15 protein-coding genes are annotated in these 16733 nt (G+C 61.5%); 9 read left to right on the top strand and 6 right to left on the bottom strand.

Annotated elements, in window-relative coordinates; all coding sequences use genetic code 11:
- Position 1: 1 nt before the first annotated feature.
- Positions 2-1432: a mechanosensitive ion channel family protein gene (locus SJ05684_RS09075; protein WP_202947454.1), complete on the bottom strand. Its 1431-nt coding sequence runs from the start codon at positions 1430-1432 to the stop codon at positions 2-4.
- A gap of 521 nt (positions 1433-1953) precedes the next feature.
- On the opposite strand from SJ05684_RS09075, the gene SJ05684_RS09070 reads away from it, so the two are divergent.
- Together SJ05684_RS09070 and SJ05684_RS09065 are read left to right on the top strand one after the other, a co-directional pair.
- Entirely contained in the window at positions 1954-2583 is a 630-nt protein-coding gene (locus SJ05684_RS09070) for an MBL fold metallo-hydrolase (protein ID WP_034850565.1), read from the top strand.
- A 120-nt stretch (positions 2584-2703) separates the two neighbouring features.
- Positions 2704-3234, top strand: coding sequence for a dihydrofolate reductase family protein (locus tag SJ05684_RS09065; protein WP_034850562.1), 531 nt, complete (start codon positions 2704-2706; stop codon positions 3232-3234).
- A gap of 212 nt (positions 3235-3446) precedes the next feature.
- Here SJ05684_RS09065 and SJ05684_RS09060 read toward each other — a convergent pair whose 3' ends face one another.
- From SJ05684_RS09060 to araD, 3 genes are all read right to left on the bottom strand, one after another.
- Positions 3447-4157, bottom strand: coding sequence for a ribonuclease activity regulator RraA (locus SJ05684_RS09060; RefSeq protein WP_034850603.1), 711 nt, complete (start codon positions 4155-4157; stop codon positions 3447-3449).
- Between the two features lie 68 nt (positions 4158-4225).
- On the bottom strand, positions 4226-5122 hold the full coding sequence (locus tag SJ05684_RS09055; protein WP_034850601.1) for a dihydrodipicolinate synthase family protein: 897 nt from the start codon (positions 5120-5122) through the stop codon (positions 4226-4228).
- A 12-nt stretch (positions 5123-5134) separates the two neighbouring features.
- A complete protein-coding gene (gene araD / locus SJ05684_RS09050; protein ID WP_034850559.1) occupies positions 5135-6877 on the bottom strand; it encodes an L-arabinonate dehydratase in 1743 nt (580 codons plus the stop codon).
- Positions 6878-7107: 230 nt separating this feature from the next.
- Between araD and SJ05684_RS09045 the strand changes: the two genes are divergently transcribed.
- The 4 genes from SJ05684_RS09045 (at position 7108) to SJ05684_RS09030 (ending at position 11228) form a co-directional block, all read left to right on the top strand.
- Complete coding sequence (locus tag SJ05684_RS09045) at positions 7108-8151, top strand: type 2 periplasmic-binding domain-containing protein (RefSeq protein WP_034850555.1); 1044 nt, start codon at positions 7108-7110, stop codon at positions 8149-8151.
- A 70-nt stretch (positions 8152-8221) separates the two neighbouring features.
- Complete coding sequence (locus tag SJ05684_RS09040) at positions 8222-8641, top strand: tripartite tricarboxylate transporter TctB family protein (RefSeq protein ID WP_050979885.1); 420 nt, start codon at positions 8222-8224, stop codon at positions 8639-8641.
- A gap of 18 nt (positions 8642-8659) precedes the next feature.
- Positions 8660-10171 (top strand): tripartite tricarboxylate transporter permease, encoded by a 1512-nt coding sequence (locus tag SJ05684_RS09035; protein WP_034850548.1) that lies wholly within the window; start codon positions 8660-8662, stop codon positions 10169-10171.
- 7 nt (positions 10172-10178) lie between these two features.
- Positions 10179-11228, top strand: coding sequence for a LacI family DNA-binding transcriptional regulator (locus SJ05684_RS09030; protein ID WP_034850546.1), 1050 nt, complete (start codon positions 10179-10181; stop codon positions 11226-11228).
- Between the two features lie 97 nt (positions 11229-11325).
- Here the strand turns inward: SJ05684_RS09030 and SJ05684_RS09025 are convergent, their stop codons facing one another.
- Positions 11326-11592, bottom strand: coding sequence for a hypothetical protein (locus tag SJ05684_RS09025; protein WP_034850544.1), 267 nt, complete (start codon positions 11590-11592; stop codon positions 11326-11328).
- 135 nt (positions 11593-11727) lie between these two features.
- On the opposite strand from SJ05684_RS09025, the gene gnd reads away from it, so the two are divergent.
- Positions 11728-13149, top strand: coding sequence for an NADP-dependent phosphogluconate dehydrogenase (gene gnd, locus SJ05684_RS09020; RefSeq protein WP_034850599.1), 1422 nt, complete (start codon positions 11728-11730; stop codon positions 13147-13149).
- 111 nt (positions 13150-13260) lie between these two features.
- Positions 13261-13530, top strand: coding sequence for a hypothetical protein (locus tag SJ05684_RS09015; RefSeq protein ID WP_034850542.1), 270 nt, complete (start codon positions 13261-13263; stop codon positions 13528-13530).
- 400 nt (positions 13531-13930) lie between these two features.
- On the opposite strand, the gene SJ05684_RS09005 is transcribed toward SJ05684_RS09015, so the two are convergent.
- Positions 13931-14989 carry a LacI family transcriptional regulator gene (locus SJ05684_RS09005; protein WP_034850540.1) on the bottom strand — a complete coding sequence of 353 codons (1059 nt, stop codon included), beginning with the start codon at positions 14987-14989 and terminating at the stop codon, positions 13931-13933.
- 479 nt (positions 14990-15468) lie between these two features.
- On the opposite strand from SJ05684_RS09005, the gene SJ05684_RS09000 reads away from it, so the two are divergent.
- Positions 15469-16704: an ABC transporter substrate-binding protein gene (locus SJ05684_RS09000; protein WP_034850538.1), complete on the top strand. Its 1236-nt coding sequence runs from the start codon at positions 15469-15471 to the stop codon at positions 16702-16704.
- Positions 16705-16733: the final 29 nt, after the last annotated feature.

Here is a 16733-nt window from a genome sequence, read left to right as displayed (position 1 = left end):
ATCAGTGCTCTCGGCTATCGCCCGCCAAGAGGTTTCCTGAAGCCGCCTCGGGAATGGTCGCGTCGGCGATGTCCTGCGGCAGTTCGCTAATTTCATTTCCCAGGCCGCCCTCGGCCGAGCTTGCCTCCGTGCTCGGCTCGGCCGTCCTGGCCTCAGGCTTGCCTGGAACTGCCGCCGCACCTGGGGCGGGCACCTCGTTCGGCGGCATTTCGTCCAGACGAACAATCGGCACGCCCTGTGGAAAAATGACCTCGCGCGCTTCATCCGGCATGGAGACGCCGTGCTCGACGAGCGCCCGCTTGATGAGACGCAGCGCCGAGGATCGCACGCGATGCGGTGAAAGCGTACGCCCGTCTATCCAGAAATGCGCCTTCAGGTTCACCGTCGCTGCCCCTAACGCATCGACCAGCACCATCGGCGGTGGCTCGTTCAGGATCGCGTCGTGGTCGCGCAAGACTTCCGCGATCAGGCGTTGCGTGTCGTCAATCGAGGCATCGTAGCCAATGCCGACCTCCGCCGTCACCCGGCGTGCCGGCGCCGCCGTGTAGTTCAAGATCGTGCTTTTGAAAACCGTCGCGTTAGGTATCTGCGCGTGGTTGCCGTCGATCGTCACCAGAATCGTCGATCGCGTGTTCATCGTCTGCACCACGCCTTCAAAGCCCGCCACACTGATCACGTCGCCCTGCCTGAAAGGCCGGCGGATGCTGAGCACAAGGCTCGCGAGGAAATTCTCGGCGATGTCCCGGAAGGCAAAACCCAGCACGATGCCGATCACGCCCGCGCCGCCCAGCAGCGAGACCGCAAGCCCCGTCAGCCCCGCAACCTGCAGCATAAGATAAACGCCAAGCAGCAGGACCGGAACTGCGATCGCCCGCGCGATCACGTTGCGCAGGAACTCCTGCTCGACGCGGGGCGCGAGCACCCGGCGCATGAGCGAGGCGATAGCGCTTGAGAGCCACCAGGCGAATGGCAGGATCAGCACCGCAAGCGCGATCAGCGGCAGCGCAACTGCGATCCTGCGGGCCAGCGCCTCGGTCTCCAACAAAGCGGGCGCGAAGTCCCAGTTCACCTCCTCACGCACTTCGATCCGGTTCACTACGGCAACCGTGCCCTCGGTCCGCGCTGCGAGATCGCGCGCCCACGTCCGCTGATCCTGGGAACCCGCGACCCCGTCAAGGAACACGATCCCCTCGTCGACCGCGACCCCGACGTTGCGATACCAGCCGGTGGCTTCGAGGATCCGGCCGATCCGCTCCGCAATCGCTTCGTCGCCCGCCACGGGCTCGATGGCCACCTCCTGCTCGGGCGCGGCGGGCTCGTCGGCAGGTTGGGCTGCCGCGTGCGTCGACATCACGAAGAAAATAGCCAGGGCCGCCCAGCGTGCGCGTCGAGAGGCCAACGCCCCCTCGGCGCCGATTGTCAGCTTCGTCATTCCGCTCTCGTCCTTGCCGGCACAGGCGCCGGAGAGTGTGAAACAATAAACGGTAGCCTTCCGCACGATCAAGCGATCAAGACTTGCGCCGTTGTGATGTCCAGGTGGCGCGTGCCGCCGGCTGCGGCGGGACTTGAGCTCCTTCGCCGCAGAGCCTGGAACCGGCGCGGCCGCCAGAGAAGCGGCCCGGCGGCCTGCTCCCTTTCTTAGCCGTTTAGCGAGTCTGCCGCCCGTCGGGCAGCTTGAGCCACACAAGTGCGCCTCGAGAGTGAGACTGATTGGTCAGCCCGAGCGTATGCTGTCAAGCGCACTTCCCAAAAACCGATTGCAAGATAAGATCAGTTGATCTAGTCTGCAACCGGTTGCGTTATGCAATCAAAACGGCAGATGCGCCGTGAGGAAAGCAGATGGCATGGCCAAACCCACGGTCGGAACTTGGACGGCTACGGCGACCATAGGGCGTTCATCGGGACATACGCAGCCCTGCCGGCAGCGGGCAAATGTTGAGCGGAGATGAATTGATGAACACTCACGCCTCAGTCACCATCACGCCGATCCTCGTTGCCGACCTGCTCGTCAAGGGCGAGGTGATGCCGGTCTATGTGCACGTCATCGACCATCCCGACGCGCGCATACTGGTCGACACCGGCATGACGGAGCTGCACCCGGCGGTGGTGGCCGCCTTCGATCCCCGCCTCTATCCACTGAGCAAGCAGGACTTCGACCTCGCCGGCATCGACATCGTCGTCAACACACACCTGCACGCCGACCATTGCGGCGGCAACCACCTCTTCGCCGGCAAACCGATTTACGTCCAGCGTCGGGAGCTCGACGACGCGCGCAGCGACGCGGGTGAGTACCCCATTCGCGAGTGGGTCGATGCGCCCGCCGTGCGATATGTGCCGGTCGACGGCGAACTCGAGCTGCTTCCAGGGCTCCGGCTCGTCCCGGCGCCGGGCCACACAGCCGGCATGCAGGTCGTGGTCGTCGAGACTGACGGGCGCCCAGTCGTCGTTGGCGGCGATGTGGCGGTTTGGTTTGGCGAGCTTGACGAACCGCACACCGAAGGCCAGCTGCGGGTGCGCGCGCTCGAGCCCGAGCTGGTCTGGCTCGCGCACGAGCACGAGCCGTGGCGACCCCGCACCGTATAGGGCATTACGCCGGCGCTCTCTGGCGGACCGGGCAAGCACATAGCAATTTGACTGCGTCCAACGGCAGGCCATATGGGATTTAAGCCTCGGTCGCGCGGCGCTTGGGAGGAGAATGAGAGTATGGCAAGGCTCGTGTTCGGAATGAACCAGTCCCTGGACGGCTACGTCGATCACATGGCGTTTGCGCCAGACCCCACGCTTTTCCGCCACTTCATCGAGGAGGCTCAGGGGCAGGCGGGCAGTCTCTACGGACGTAAAATGTATGAGATCATGCGTTACTGGGACGACGATCATCCTGAATGGGATGGAGAGCAACAGGCCTTCGCGGCGGCTTGGCGAAACCAGCCGAAATGGGTCGTCTCGCGCTCGCTAAAGTCTGTCGGCCCCAACGCCAGGATTGTGGGGGATGATCTTGAGGGCGGGATCCGTGAGTTGAAGGCCGCTTGCGACGGGGAAATCGAAGTTGCTGGCCCGGACTTGGCGCAAAGCCTCACCGAGCTTGGCCTGATCGATGAATATCGAATCTACCTGCACCCCGTCGTGCTTGGTCACGGCAAGTCATATTTCGCCGGACCCCGGCCGCCGCTCCGCCTTATGACTCATGATCGGATTGGCGAGGATGTGATTAGGTTGACCTACGTCCCCGCTTAATCTCGCGACCGGCGGGATGGGTCGGCAGACGGCCCGTTCCGGCGCAAAGCCGGTCATTCGTCCTAGCTCTGCCGTTGCGAAGGTTGTTCCTCCGGCTCTTCTCAGCAAGTTCAGTGGCCGTGACCGGAAGCATTCATCGCGCGCACTCTCAAAGAGATTCTATGATCGAGGAGATGCGATCACGTCCGAACGTGCTGCGGTAAACTAAGCACCTAGCGTCCATTTGCCGCCCGCCACTCGGCGAATGCTTCCGCATGTTCGTCCTTTGTGCACGGATAGAGCCCTATAATGGCGGCGCCCTGCTTAACCTGTCCAATGACGAAATCTTCGTACGCGGTCATCTCGACGGCTTCGTCGGCCGCTTCCGCTACAATGTTCTGCGGGATGACGATCACGCTGTCATCGTCGCCAACGATGATATCTCCGGGAAAGACCGGAACATCACCGCAGCCGATCGGGACGTTCAGATCCAGCGCCTCGTGCAGCGTCAGGTTGGTCGGACTAGAAGGACGGGTGTGATAGGCAGGAATGTCCAATTCGGCGATCGTGGCGGCATCGCGGAAGCCGCCATCCGTGACGACGCCGGCTACTCCGCGCATCATCAAGCGTGTGACGAGGATGTCGCCGGCTGACGCAGCGCGAGGATCCTTGCGGCTGTCCATCACCAGCACATGCCCCTCAGGGCAGGTTTCGACGGCGACGCGTTGCGGATGAGTGGGCTTGCGGAATTCGCTCAACTGATTGCGATCTTCCCGCGCCGGTATGTAACGGAGTGTATAGGCGGGACCAACCATGTTCCGCCCCTTTTGTCGAACGGGACGAACATCCTGAATAACCTGGTTCCTCAACCCCCGCTTGTAAAGCGCGGTCGCAAGCGTGGCGACGGAGACTCCCATCAGTTTCTGCCGCAGTTCCTCGTTCATCATACGTGTTCCCTTTTTATTAGACTGGAGAAGCCCGGCGGTCTGGAAGCCGCACTTGAATAATGGGATCAGGTGAGGGCGTTGCGCGCTATGAACTCGTCGAGCTTGGTCTGCTGCGAAGCCGTCAGCGGCCATGCGGATGGCGGGCGAGTAGGCCCGCAGTCGCGGCCGAGCGCGAGTAAGGCGGCCTTGACGCCGGTCACATTGGTGCCGTTCATTTCCTCGGCCCGAACTTCTTCGAAAGCTTTCATTCCCGCGATCAGACGGTTGGCTTCAGAGTAGTGTCCGGCTTCGAGCGCTGAATGGATCTGAAGGGACCGCTCCGGCCAGACATTGATGAGGCCGGAGGTGAACCCCCTGGCGCCGACGGCGTAGAAGGCCGGTGCCCAAACTTCGGCAAGTCCGCCCACCCAGACGATGGATGGATCGCAAGCCGCCTTCGCTTCCGCCAACTTGAGCGGGTTTGGCGTCGCCCATTTCACGCCCTTCACCCCCTGCACGGCACACAGGTCGGCAATCGCTGCCGTTCCGATGACGTCGTTGCGAAGATAGACCATCATGGGAAGCCCTGCGGCATCGGCCACGGCCTTGAGGTAATCGACGATTCCGCGCGGGGCAACGAACGCGTCCGGAGGCTGGTGTATCATCAGCGCCGCAGCACCGGCATCGGCCGAAGCTTTTGCGAGGCGGCATGCGTCCCGCACGCTGCGCCCCACGCCAGCAAGAAGCGGAGCCCGGCCATTGACGATGCCGGCAACGTCTATGACCATGGCGCAGGCTTCATCCGTGGTGAGTGAATAGAATTCGCCGGTATTGCCATTGACCACCGGCATGTGCAGCCCCGCGGTCAGGGCACGATCCACGATGGGAACGAGACGCTGCGGCGCAAGCTCCCCATCGCTGCCGAATGGGGTGACAAGGATGCCGGAGATGCCGGTCAACGCCTGTTCAAGCGAAAGAGCCATGGTCATGCACCTTCAGAAGATGGAGGGTTCGGCTGTCGCACCACCGAACTGGCGCTCCAGGAAGTCGAAGTCGCAGCCCTTGTCGGCCTGTGTGACATGACGGGAGAAGAGATACCCGTAGCCGCGGTCGTAGTGGGGGGCGGGCGCAATCCACGCGCTTCGGCGGCGGGCGAGCTCCTCGTCGGAAACCAGCATGTCGAGTCGCCGGTTGGGCAGGTCGAGCCGGACCCGGTCGCCGGTCTTCAGCAGCGCCAGGGGACCGCCGATGTAGGATTCCGGCGCGACATGCAGCACGCAGGCGCCATAGGAGGTGCCGGACATCCTGGCGTCGGAAATGCGCAGCATGTCGCGGTGTCCCTGTTTGATAAGCGCCTTTGGGATCGGCAGCATTCCCCATTCCGGAAAACCGGGGCCGCCCTGGGGGCCGGCATTACGCAGAACCAGCACGTGGTCCGGCGTGACGTCGAGATTTTCGTCATCGATAGCTTTCTTCATCTCGGGATAGCTGTCGAAGACTAGGGCGGGTCCCTCATGGAGGTGAAACCTCGGATCGCATGCCGCCGGCTTGATGACGGCGCCGTCCGGGCAGAGATTACCCCTGAGGACCGCGAGCGATCCCTCATGATAGACCGGATTGGACAGAGGGCGGATGACGTCCTCGTTATAGACCTGCGCGCCCTCGAGATTTTCGCAGAGCGTCCGGCCGGTAACCGTCATGCAGGACACGTCCAGCCGGTCCTCGATCTGCTTCATCAGGGCTGCAAGGCCACCGGCATAGTAGAAGTCCTCCATGAGGTAGTCCTTGCCAGAGGGCCTTACATTGGCAATCAACGGTGTCGTCCGACCCAGTTCGTCCAGATGGTCGAGGGTGAGATTGACGCCGGCGCGCCGCGCCATGGCGATCAGGTGAACAACGGCATTGGTGGAACATCCCGTTGCCATGGCTACGATTGCCGCGTTGCGGATCGCTTCATCGGTCACGATCTTGTCGGGCGTGAGATCCTCCCAGACCATTTCAACGATTCGGCGGCCGCAGGATGCCGACATGCGAACATGGGTCGAATCGACGGCGGGAATGGAGGATGCGCCGGCAAAGGTGAGACCCATGGCCTCGGCGATGGCGGTCATCGTCGAGGCGGTGCCCATCGTCATGCAGACGCCCGCGGAGCGCGCAATTCCGCCTTGTAGGCCCGTCCATTCCGCATCCGTCACATTGCCGGCTCGCCGCTCGTCCCAGTATTTCCAAGCGTCCGACCCCGATCCCAAGATCTTGCCGGCGAAATTGCCCCGAAGCATCGGGCCGGCGGGAAGGAAGATCATTGGCACCCCCGCCGAGAGTGCTCCCATCACCAGTCCGGGTGTGGTCTTGTCGCACCCCCCCATCAGAACGACGCCGTCCAGCGGGTGGGAGCGGATCATTTCCTCCACCTCCATGGCCAGCATGTTGCGGTAGAGCATGGATGTGGGCTTGGTGAAGCTCTCATCGACCGAAAGGGACGGCATCTCGACGGCAAAGCCGCCGGCCTGGGCAACGCCGCGCTTCACATCCTTGACGCGCTCCGGGAAATGGCCGTGGCAGGAGTTCAGTTCGGACCAGGTGTTGAGGATGCCGATGACCGGCTTGCCCATGAAGTCTTCTTCCGAATATCCGAGCTGCATGAGGCGCGAGCGATGGCCGAAGCTGCGCAGGTCGTCCGGCGCGAACCAGCGGGATGAGCGCAGGGTATCGGGGGTTTTACGGACATTGTCTTTCATGGCGTCTCCTTAGTCCAGGCTTGATGTATGCGTATACATTTCTTCCTGTCAAGCGGATCGGCTGGTGAGAGCACTTATGGGTACAAGAATGTTACCTCTTCCTCTTGACAGTGCACATCCTTGGGGGGCAACACTATGAATGCGCATACATGGCGCAAGACGAAGTGGACGGGAGGAAGCGTTCACCGCGATCAAACAACTCGCGTTACCGCGACGGAGGAGGAGACTAGATGTTTACACGTAGGACCCTATTGGCGGCCGTCAGCGTCGCGGCATTGGTGGCGCATCCCGTCATGGCCGTTGCGCAGGAACTGCCTCGTAATATCCGCATGGTGATCGGCTCAACCTCGACCGGGGGCGATACCTATCAGAACGCGGCCCTGGTTGCTGACGCGCTTTCACAGCACCTCGACATCAACGTCAAAGTGGATCCGGTTGGCACGAGCGAAGGGCTCAAGGCGCTCGGGCGCGACAAGCGCGGCACCACGATCATGCTCCATCATGATCAGGTCTATCTGTCGTACCTCTACGGCGTGCCGGGCAACGAAGATCCTTTTGCTAACTACTCGGTCGGGCCTACGGTTGCGATCAATCCGGGCGATGCATTCCTGGTACCGGCAGATTCGCCCTACAAGACCATGGAAAACGTGTTCAAGGCAGCCGAAGCAGGAAAGCAGATCCGGGTTGCCATCCAACCGGGCGGCGTCTCCGAGATCGGCTTCACGGCAATGCGCAATGCCGCCAAGACGCGTGCACCCGGCTCCGAGAAGAACTTCGTTCCTGTCAATACCGGATCCCAGGCAGACAAGAACCAGGCCATGTGGGACGGCCTGGCAGACCTGATCAACGGCTCCATTCAGGCAAACGAGCAGTTCACCCAGTTGTCCGCCGACGATGCCAAGGCAATGCGCTTCATCTGGATCACAGCACGGCCCCAGACGCTGGAGCAGGCACCGGAACAGGGCATGGGCAACACGACCCGCGATCAGTTCATGCAGTATGCCAGCCCGAAGACCAGCGTTACGCTGGACGGCCAGAAGGACTTCGCCTTCGATAAGGAGTTCTTCCTTATCTACAACAAGGAGATGGATCCGGCCCAGATGGCTGTCATCGACAAGGCTCTGGCGGAAATCTACCAGAAGGGCGATCTCGAGAAGCGGCAAAAGGAAGCCTTCTTCATCCCGAACAATCTACCGCAGGCTGAAGCCCAGGCGCATTTGGGCGAGAAGAGCAAGACCATCGGCATTCTGATCGAGCAGCTCAAGACGAAATAACTTTGTTGTCAGTGCCCCGGCCGGAGGTGCCGGCCGGGAGAGCCATACCCCATCAGTACTGGATACGGCCATGGGCGGATTGACAAAAGTCGAAATCGACTTCGCGACCTCGCATCTGATTTTCCCCACGCTGATCGGCATCATATTGCTAATCTTGGGCGTGGTACTTCTCATAATTCGGCGCCGTGAAGTTCTGGGCGCCGGGACCATGTGGCGCGACACCTTCGAACGCATGGACAAGCTGCGCTTCTTTGGCACCCTGTTGCTGACGGTACTTTATTTCGTCTTGATGGTGCCGGTGGGGGAGCTCTGGCCGAACACTGGCATGGGTTTCCTGCTGTGTTCCATTCCATTTGTGGCTTTGACGGGCATCCTGTTCACCCACGATCGCCGCCTGTCCAAACTTGTCCCGATGCTGATTGTCGCCGTGATCGCGCCGCTGCTTACCTGGTGGCTCCTCAGCGAAATCTTCGTTCTGACGCTCCCATAAGCAAAGGTCCCTTCGATCATGGACGTTTTTGAACTGATCACACCGCTCTTCGTGGCGCTGGTTTTCGGCGGGACCTTTGTGGGCCTGATCTTTGGCGCGATCCCTGGAATGACGGCGACCATGGCTGTGGCAGTCTGTCTGCCGTTGACCTACTCGCTAGGGTTGGAAAACGGATTGGCTCTGCTGCTGGGCCTGTATGTCGGAGGCATCTCCGGAGGCCTGGTGCCGGCGGTACTGCTTGGAATTCCCGGTACCCCGTCATCTATCGCCACCTGTTTCGACGCCTATCCGATGGCTCAACGCGGCGAAGGGGAAAAGGCGTTGCGCATCAGCATCATTGCTTCCCTTGGGGGTGGAATGCTGTCACTGATCGCCCTCTATTTCTTCGCCCCTTTGCTGGCAGATTTCGCCATCCAGTTCTCTTATGTGGAAAAGTTTCTGATCATTCTGTTCGCCCTGACGGTCATGGGAGCTCTCTCGAGCAACCTGCTTCTGGGCATTTTTTCCGGCTTCCTCGGCATCTTCCTCAGCCTCGTCGGTGTCTATGACGTCACCGACGGCGGCAATGGGCATTTTCGGCTTGTCCCACCGGGAACGGAATACTGGCTTGAGAGCGGCTTTTCCCTGCTGCCCGTCCTGATTGCCCTTTTCGGCGTCAGCGCCATCCTCGAGGAGGCCGAAACCGGAATGCCGCAGAGCATGTCTGTCCGGGAGATCAAGGTCGGCAAAAGCTCGCGCTTTTCTCTTTCCATCTTCAAGGGCCAGATCCGCAACCTCCTCCAGTCGTCCGCCATCGGAACCTTCGTTGGCATCCTGCCGGGTGTGGGCGGATCCGCGGCATCCATCCTTTCTTATACCGCAGCGAAGACCACCTCGCGCAATCCCGAGGAGTATGGCAAGGGATCGGCCGAAGGAATCATCGCGACAGAGGCAGGTAACAACGCACTGACCGGCGGCGCCTTGGTTCCCTTGCTTTCCTTGGGCATTCCTGGCGATTCCACCACCGCCCTCCTGGTGGGTGCCTTTGCACTCCAGGGGATTCAGGTCGGTCCATTGTTCATCGGCAACAACCCGGGGACCTGGAACTCGATGATGATCGCCATGATCCTTGCCAACATCGCGATGTTCGTGATGATGTACTTTGCCATCCGCTGGTTCGCCATGGTGGTGGCCGTTCCCAAGCACATCCTCTATCCGGTCATCCTGATGATGTGCGTCATCGGGGCCTATACCATCAACTACGGCATCATGTTCGACGTCTGGACGGTGCTCATCTTTGGTGTGCTCGGCTGGATCTTCGTCAAGCTGAAGATCGAGGTTGCCCCCTTCATCATCGGCTTCATCCTCGGCCCGTCTGCAGAGATCTACTTCGTGAAGAGCCTGGAGTCATTTGGCGACGTCACGATCTTCTTAACGAAGAGCTGGATTGCGCTAATCCTCTGGCTTCTGATAACAGCTTCGCTGGTGGCATCCGCTGTACTCGCTAGAAGAGCGAAGCAGCTTGAGGCATTGGCACAGCCGGGAGTTTGAATAGGGCATGCGCAGTCGCGAAAGCCAAGATCGTACCGCCGGCAAGCGCACTGCCCGCCCAAGTGGCGGTGGTGTAACCATGGCCGATGTCGGACGCCTTGCCGGGGTCTCTCAGGTAACCGTTTCGCGCGCGCTCTCGGATCCGTCGATGGTCTCCGCAGAGACGCTGAGGCGTATCCAGGAAGCCATCCGCGTCACCGGCTACGTGCCCAATGCTCTGGCTGGTGCCCTTGCCTCAAACAGGAGCAACTTAATCTCAGCGCTCGTCCCCTCGGTGACAAATGTCGTCTATTCCAGTCTGCTTCATGCCTTCTCCAAGATCATGCGCGAGCGCGGTTACCAATTGATGGTAGGCGAGACCGGTTTTGATCCTGCGGAGGAAGAGGCCGTCATCGCAACGCACTTGTCCCGTCGCCCGGACGCCATGTTGCTGACGGGAATTCATCATTCGCCCGGTTCCCGGCGCATGCTCATGAGCGCAGCCATACCTGTTGTCGAAGTCTGGGACATCACCGAAACCCCGATCGACTGCTGCGTGGGCTTTTCGCATGTCGCTGCCGCGGTTGCCGCCGCGAATTATGCGCACGGAAGGGGCTACGAGCGCGCCGCAGCCGTTACGGCCGGCGATGAAAGGGCGGCGCGCCGACGGGACGCCTTTGTAAAGCAGTTTGAGATGCTCCGCGGGGCGCCAGTGGCGACGATAGATTTCAAGGGACACGCATCGCTGGGTGGCGGCAGACAGGCACTGGCAACCCTCATTGCCGATCATGGATTCTCAGGCGGCGTCGTCTTCTGCAGTTCGGACCAGTTTGCCCAGGGAATTCTGGTCGAAGCAAAGGCGCGTGGTTTGGCAGTGCCACGAGAGCTGGCGGTGATCGGATTCGGTGATCAGGAGTTCGCGCCTCACACAGATCCGCCGCTGACCAGCGTCAGAGTCGATCGCGATATGCTCGGAAGCGCGGCTGCGGATGCGCTGCTTGCGCGGTTTGCAAAAATCCCGTTGGTAGGAGCCGTGACCGACATCGGGTTCCAGATCATGGAACGTGAAACGTCGTAGGCTGACGATGCCGCGCGCGGAACGGACCCAAAAGGCCGGTTGCTCTTTTCGTTGATTGAAAGAATATTCTGACCAGCCGAGTTATTTCTCTAGGGGTTCAAGCCGATCCCATCCCGCGCACCGGCCACTTGCGTGTCCGCTTTTCGCGTTGGGGTGCCAGCACCGGACGGTCTGCCGTCGGCCCCATCTTGGTCATGCCAACCACATTCGAGATGACCGCTTCTGGCGCAGTTTTCTTCTCCCGAGCGAGAAGAAGGCTGCTCACTCGCCCTGAGCCGCGCTCCGTATTGGGCATCGGACAGGTCTTCACCACCAGGTTCCGTTTCAGAAGGAAACGCTTGTCGTAAATCGATTTGAATGCCAAAACACCTCCGCCGTCGCGTGCCCCCACTCCATTCCTTCCCTCGTGTGAGCGGCATGCGCAGATCAATTCGAAGGGCCAGCACGCATGCGCTACGGCGCGCTGTGCCGGGTCCTTCTGTCCAATGGAGGCAATCACGTGTCACAGGCGGAAATCGGCCTAATCGGTCTCGGCGTCATGGGGGCCAACCTCGCGCTCAACATCGCCGAGAAGGGCAACAGGATCGCGGTCTTCAACCGTACGGTCGAGACGACGCGAAAGTTCCATGCCGATGCCGGTGAACTCAAAAGCCAGATCGTCCCCTGCGAAACGATCGAGGCGTTCGTCGCCGCGATCCGTCCGCCGCGGCCGATCATCATCATGATCAAGGCGGGCGAGGCGGTCGACCAGCAGATGGAGGCCTTGAAGCCCCATCTCGCCGGGGGCGACATCATGATCGATGCCGGCAACGCCAATTTCCGCGATACGATGCGCCGCTTCGACGCCTTGAAGGATACAGGCCTGACCTTCATCGGCATGGGCGTTTCGGGCGGCGAGGAGGGCGCACGCCACGGACCGTCGATCATGGTCGGCGGCACGGAGGAGTCCTATGCCCGCGTGGAAAAGGTGCTGACCTCGATCGCCGCGAAATATGACGGCGAGCCCTGCGTCGCCTGGCTCGGCGAAAACGGCGCCGGCCACTTCGTCAAGACGATCCACAACGGCATCGAATATGCCGACATGCAGATGATCGCCGAAATCTACGGCATCCTGCGCGACGGCCTGAAGATGACGGCCGAGGAGATCGGCGACGTCTTCGGCACCTGGAACAGGGGCCGCCTCAATTCCTACCTGATCGAGATCACCGAAAAGGTGCTGGAGGCGACAGACCCGCTCACCGGCAAGCCGATGGTCGACATGATCCTCGACAAGGCCGGCCAGAAGGGCACCGGCAAGTGGTCGGCGATCGAGGCGCAGAACATGGGCGTGCCCGCGACCGCCATCGAAGCCGCCGTTGCCGCCCGCAGCATCTCCTCAATGAAGGGCGAGCGCGAAGCCGCCGAGAAGATCCTCGGCCTGCCGTCGATCGGCGAATTTCAGGTCGCCGACAGGGCGGCGTTCATCAAGGATCTCGAGAATGCGCTGCTCGCCGCCAAGATCGGCGCCTATGCGCAGGGCTTTGCCGTGATGTCGGCCGCCTCGAAGGAATTCGGCTGGAGCCTGCCGATGCCGACGATCGCGAGGATCTGGCGCGCCGGCTGCATCATCCGCTCGCAGTTCCTCGACGAGATCACCTCGGCCTTCACCAAGGCGCCGGATGCCGCGAACCTGATCGTCACCCCGGCCTTCGCGGCGATGGTCAAGGAAACCGACGGGGCGTTGCGCCGCATCGTCTCGGCGGCGGTGCTCGGCGGACTGCCGGTGCCGGCGCTCGCCTCCGCGCTCGGCTATTTCGACAGCTATCGCCGCGGCCGCGGCACGGCCAACCTGATCCAGGCGCAGCGCGACTTCTTCGGCGCTCACGGCTTCGACCGCGTCGACGGCGCCGACAGTCATCATGGGCCATGGGGCAGCGTTTGATCCCGGTTCCGGTTTAGTGCGGTTCTACCAAAGGAAGGGTGGCGCCGGTCACCCTTTCACGACAAGCTGATGGCATCTCAGGAAGGAGCAATCGGAAGGTAGGAAGGTAGAATGAAATTCAGGGTGATCGAAGGGGGTAAAGCGGTCGAAACCACGCCCGTCACCGGGCCAGCAAGGATCAGCCAGGAGGCGGACCGGCGCATAAAGGCGTCGGGCTACGAGCAATGGCGGGTGCGCAGCCTCGCAACCGGAGCGCCGATCCCAAGTTCGATCCAGTACCTGAAGATGCAGATCGACTTCGTTGCCGAGAAACTCAGGCAGCTCAGTACCATTCCGCACGACTTTGCCGACGACAAATACTGGCCTACCGTCAGTATCTAGCGCATCGGCCCGAATATCGTAGCCGATCTTCGGAAAGCTCGATGCGCAGTTTCAAAGGGTTACAGCGACCTTTGACCTTTGCGCGTCTGACACCGTACACGACAGTCACTTAATTGGGTTTGGCGGATGCTCTCTTCGCCCTCATCCCTATGCTTGTCACAGGGATCCAGCAGCGCCGCGTCTGCGGCGCGGATGAGTCTTTTCAGCCCAGGACTTGGGCTGACTGGATTCCAGTGATGAGCACGGGAATGAGGATCGGGGAAGGCCATACCGTGCCGCAACGGACGGCAACATAGGCTACCCTCGTGTACTGTGGCGTCTGAAATGGCGCGCGGCGCTGTAAGGAAAGGCCGCTGCATCGGCCCGCGTGACAGTCGCAGGCAGCAAAGTAACCGGAAGATTACGTCTGCTGCCCCGGTATCGTCGACTGGAACTCCGGCTGGCCGAGGCTCTGCAGCGTTTCGGGCGGGCGGCCCTCGATATGGCCGATCACCGCTTTGGCGAGCTCGCGGCCGGCAAGGCGGATATCCTCATACATGGTGATGACCTCCGGGCGCAGCCAGCGCAGGAAGTCGCTCGGCACCTTCGAGACCATGTCGGCATCAACGCCGGCCTTTTTGCCGGCCGCCTCGAGCCCGGCGATCAGCGCGATGGCGCCGGAGCCGCTGCCGGAGACGATGCCGTCCGGCGCTTCGTTCGAGCGCATCAGCGCTTCGAAGGCATCGCGGATGGTCTTTAAGCTGTGGTCGATATTGACCTGGTGAAAGCTGACGGACTCGGCGCCGAAATCTCTCAGGCCGCGTTCGAAGCCCGTACGCATGTGCTGGTGGAAGGAGAGGTGGGGTGGCGGCTCGAGCAGGACGAGCCGACGGCGGCCGCGCTCCACCAGCTTGCGCACCGCCTCGTAGGCAAACCGCTCGTTGTCGAAATCGTGATAGGGGTGGACGATGCCCATCTTGGTGCGTCCATGGGTGACGAACGGCAACTGACGTTCCGTCAGCAGCGTCACGCGCGGGTCGTTCGGCTCCATCCGCGAGATGATGACGCCGTCCGCGGCGCCGGTGTCGAGAATGTAGCGGATGGGTCCGAGCGGATCCTTGGTGGAGCTGTAAGGGGTGACGACCAGGTGATAGGGCGTACCCGCCAGGATTTCCGTGATGCCGATGACCATCGGGCTGGTGATGCCCATGATCTCTTCCTCGAGTGTCAGCACCAGGCTGATGACATTGGTCTTGCCAGTCCTGAGCCGTACGCCCGCCCGGTTCGGCTGATAACCGATCTGCTTTGCCACCAGGCGCACGCGTTCCTTGGTTTCGGCGCCGATATCGGGCGCGTCCTTCAGCGCGCGGGAAACGGTGGTGATGCCGAGCCCAGTCATGAAGGCGATCGTCTTCAGCGTCGGTCTGCCGCCTTCCGCTGGCGGCGCTCCCGCTGACTTGTTCTTCGTCCTGCCTTCCATGCCCGTCCCCAAAAAAATACACTGCAAGCGCCTGTGCTGCGTCTCCGCCCCATCCAGTGCTCTAGCCCGCTTATATCTGATTTGCAGGTGGCCGCCAGAGTGACGCGGAATGGCGCCGCGCCGAAAAATCTGTAACGATACAGGTCCAATGTCGAGCATTTTTGTTGCTGCACTGCGAAACATGTATCCAAGGAGTTGAGTTCAGCACGTGCTTCCTGCGGTATTACGCCTGCGAAGCGCTGATTATGAACACATGTATCTTCATGGGGGATTATGTTAGCCTTTACAGGTGGTTGTGCATGAAAGACTCGTGTCTTTCGGCACTTGTCGGCGCCTACGGCCGCGTGCCGTCAGGTCCCTCTAATGCTCTCTAAACGTGTGTCTTAACATTTGTTTTGAAACCTCCGTTGTGGGTGTTGCTTCCGCAAATTGTTTGAACTAAGTTTTTTACGGTAACGTTACAGTGAGGGAGGAGACTCATGAAATTACGTTCTCTGGCTGGCGCTCTGGCCGCAACCGTCGCTCTGCCGTTCGGCGCGGCCAACGCCGCGGAACTGGAGGTCACGCATTGGTGGACCTCCGGCGGTGAAGCCGCGGCGGTCGCCGAACTGGCGAAGGCCTTCGATGCGACCGGCAACAAATGGGTCGATGGCGCGATCGCGGGTTCCGGCGGCACGGCGCGTCCGATCATGATCAGCCGCATCACCGGCGGCGACCCGATGGGGGCAACGCAGTTCAACCACGGCCGCCAGGCGGAGGAACTGGTCGAGGCCGGGCTGATGCGCGACCTGAGCGATGTGGCCGAGCGGGAAAACTGGCGGGAAATCGTCAAGCCGTCGAGCCTGCTCGACTCCTGCACGATCGAGGGCAAGATCTATTGCGCCCCGGTCAATATCCATTCCTGGCAATGGCTGTGGCTTTCCAATGCCGCATTCGAACAGGCGGGCGTGCCCGTGCCGAAGAACTGGGATGAATTCGTCGCTGCGGCGCCGGCGCTCGAAAAGGCCGGCATCATTCCGCTGGCGCTCGGCGGTCAGCCCTGGCAGGCAGCCGGCGCCTTCGACGTGCTGATGGTGGCGATCGCCGGCAAGGACGTGTTCGAGCAGGTCTTCGCCAAGAAGGACGCCGAAGTGGCGGCCGGTCCTGAAATCGCCAAGGTCTTCAATGCCGCCGACGACGCGCGCCGCATGGCGAAGGGCAGCAATGTCCAGGACTGGAACCAGGCGACGAACCTGGTGATCACCGGCAAGGCCGGCGGCCAGATCATGGGTGACTGGGCCCAGGGCGAGTTCCAGGTCGCGGGCAAGAAGGCCGGCGTCGACTACACCTGCCTGCCGGGTCTCGGCGTCAACGAGGTGATCTCGACCGGCGGCGATGCCTTCTATTTCCCGGTGCTTGACGACGAAGAGAAGTCGAAGGCGCAGGAGGTGCTCGCTTCCACCCTGCTGAACCCCGAAACCCAGGTCGCCTTCAATCTGAAGAAGGGCTCGCTGCCCGTTCGCAGCGATGTCGACCTTGCAGCGGCCAATGACTGCATGCGGAAGGGTCTCGACATTCTCGCTAAGGGCAATGTGATCCAGGGCACGGACCAGTTGCTTTCGCCGGACAGCCAGAAGCAGAAGGAGGACCTCTTCTCGGAGTTCTTCGCCAACCCCTCCATGACGCCCGAGGACGCCCAGAAGCGCTTTGCTGACATCATCGCGGCGGCGGACTAACGTCCGGCGCATGACGGCCCCGCTTTTGT

The organism is Sinorhizobium sojae CCBAU 05684, from assembly GCF_002288525.1.
Classification (GTDB): Bacteria; Pseudomonadota; Alphaproteobacteria; order Rhizobiales; family Rhizobiaceae; genus Sinorhizobium; species Sinorhizobium sojae.
This window is presented reverse-complemented; position numbering and strand designations above follow the sequence as displayed.

Coding starts and splice junctions, on each gene's coding strand:
- SJ05684_RS09005 (WP_034850540.1), bottom strand. CDS start 14,989: ATGGAAGGCAGGACGAAGAACAAGTCAGCGGGAGCGCCGCCAGCGGAA.
- SJ05684_RS09065 (WP_034850562.1), top strand. CDS start 2,704: ATGGCAAGGCTCGTGTTCGGAATGAACCAGTCCCTGGACGGCTACGTC.
- araD (WP_034850559.1), bottom strand. CDS start 6,877: ATGAAAGACAATGTCCGTAAAACCCCCGATACCCTGCGCTCATCCCGC.
- SJ05684_RS09035 (WP_034850548.1), top strand. CDS start 8,660: ATGGACGTTTTTGAACTGATCACACCGCTCTTCGTGGCGCTGGTTTTC.
- SJ05684_RS09030 (WP_034850546.1), top strand. CDS start 10,179: ATGCGCAGTCGCGAAAGCCAAGATCGTACCGCCGGCAAGCGCACTGCC.
- SJ05684_RS09015 (WP_034850542.1), top strand. CDS start 13,261: ATGAAATTCAGGGTGATCGAAGGGGGTAAAGCGGTCGAAACCACGCCC.
- SJ05684_RS09070 (WP_034850565.1), top strand. CDS start 1,954: ATGAACACTCACGCCTCAGTCACCATCACGCCGATCCTCGTTGCCGAC.
- SJ05684_RS09040 (WP_050979885.1), top strand. CDS start 8,222: ATGGGCGGATTGACAAAAGTCGAAATCGACTTCGCGACCTCGCATCTG.
- SJ05684_RS09000 (WP_034850538.1), top strand. CDS start 15,469: ATGAAATTACGTTCTCTGGCTGGCGCTCTGGCCGCAACCGTCGCTCTG.
- SJ05684_RS09060 (WP_034850603.1), bottom strand. CDS start 4,157: ATGAACGAGGAACTGCGGCAGAAACTGATGGGAGTCTCCGTCGCCACG.
- SJ05684_RS09045 (WP_034850555.1), top strand. CDS start 7,108: ATGTTTACACGTAGGACCCTATTGGCGGCCGTCAGCGTCGCGGCATTG.
- SJ05684_RS09075 (WP_202947454.1), bottom strand. CDS start 1,432: ATGACGAAGCTGACAATCGGCGCCGAGGGGGCGTTGGCCTCTCGACGC.
- SJ05684_RS09055 (WP_034850601.1), bottom strand. CDS start 5,122: ATGGCTCTTTCGCTTGAACAGGCGTTGACCGGCATCTCCGGCATCCTT.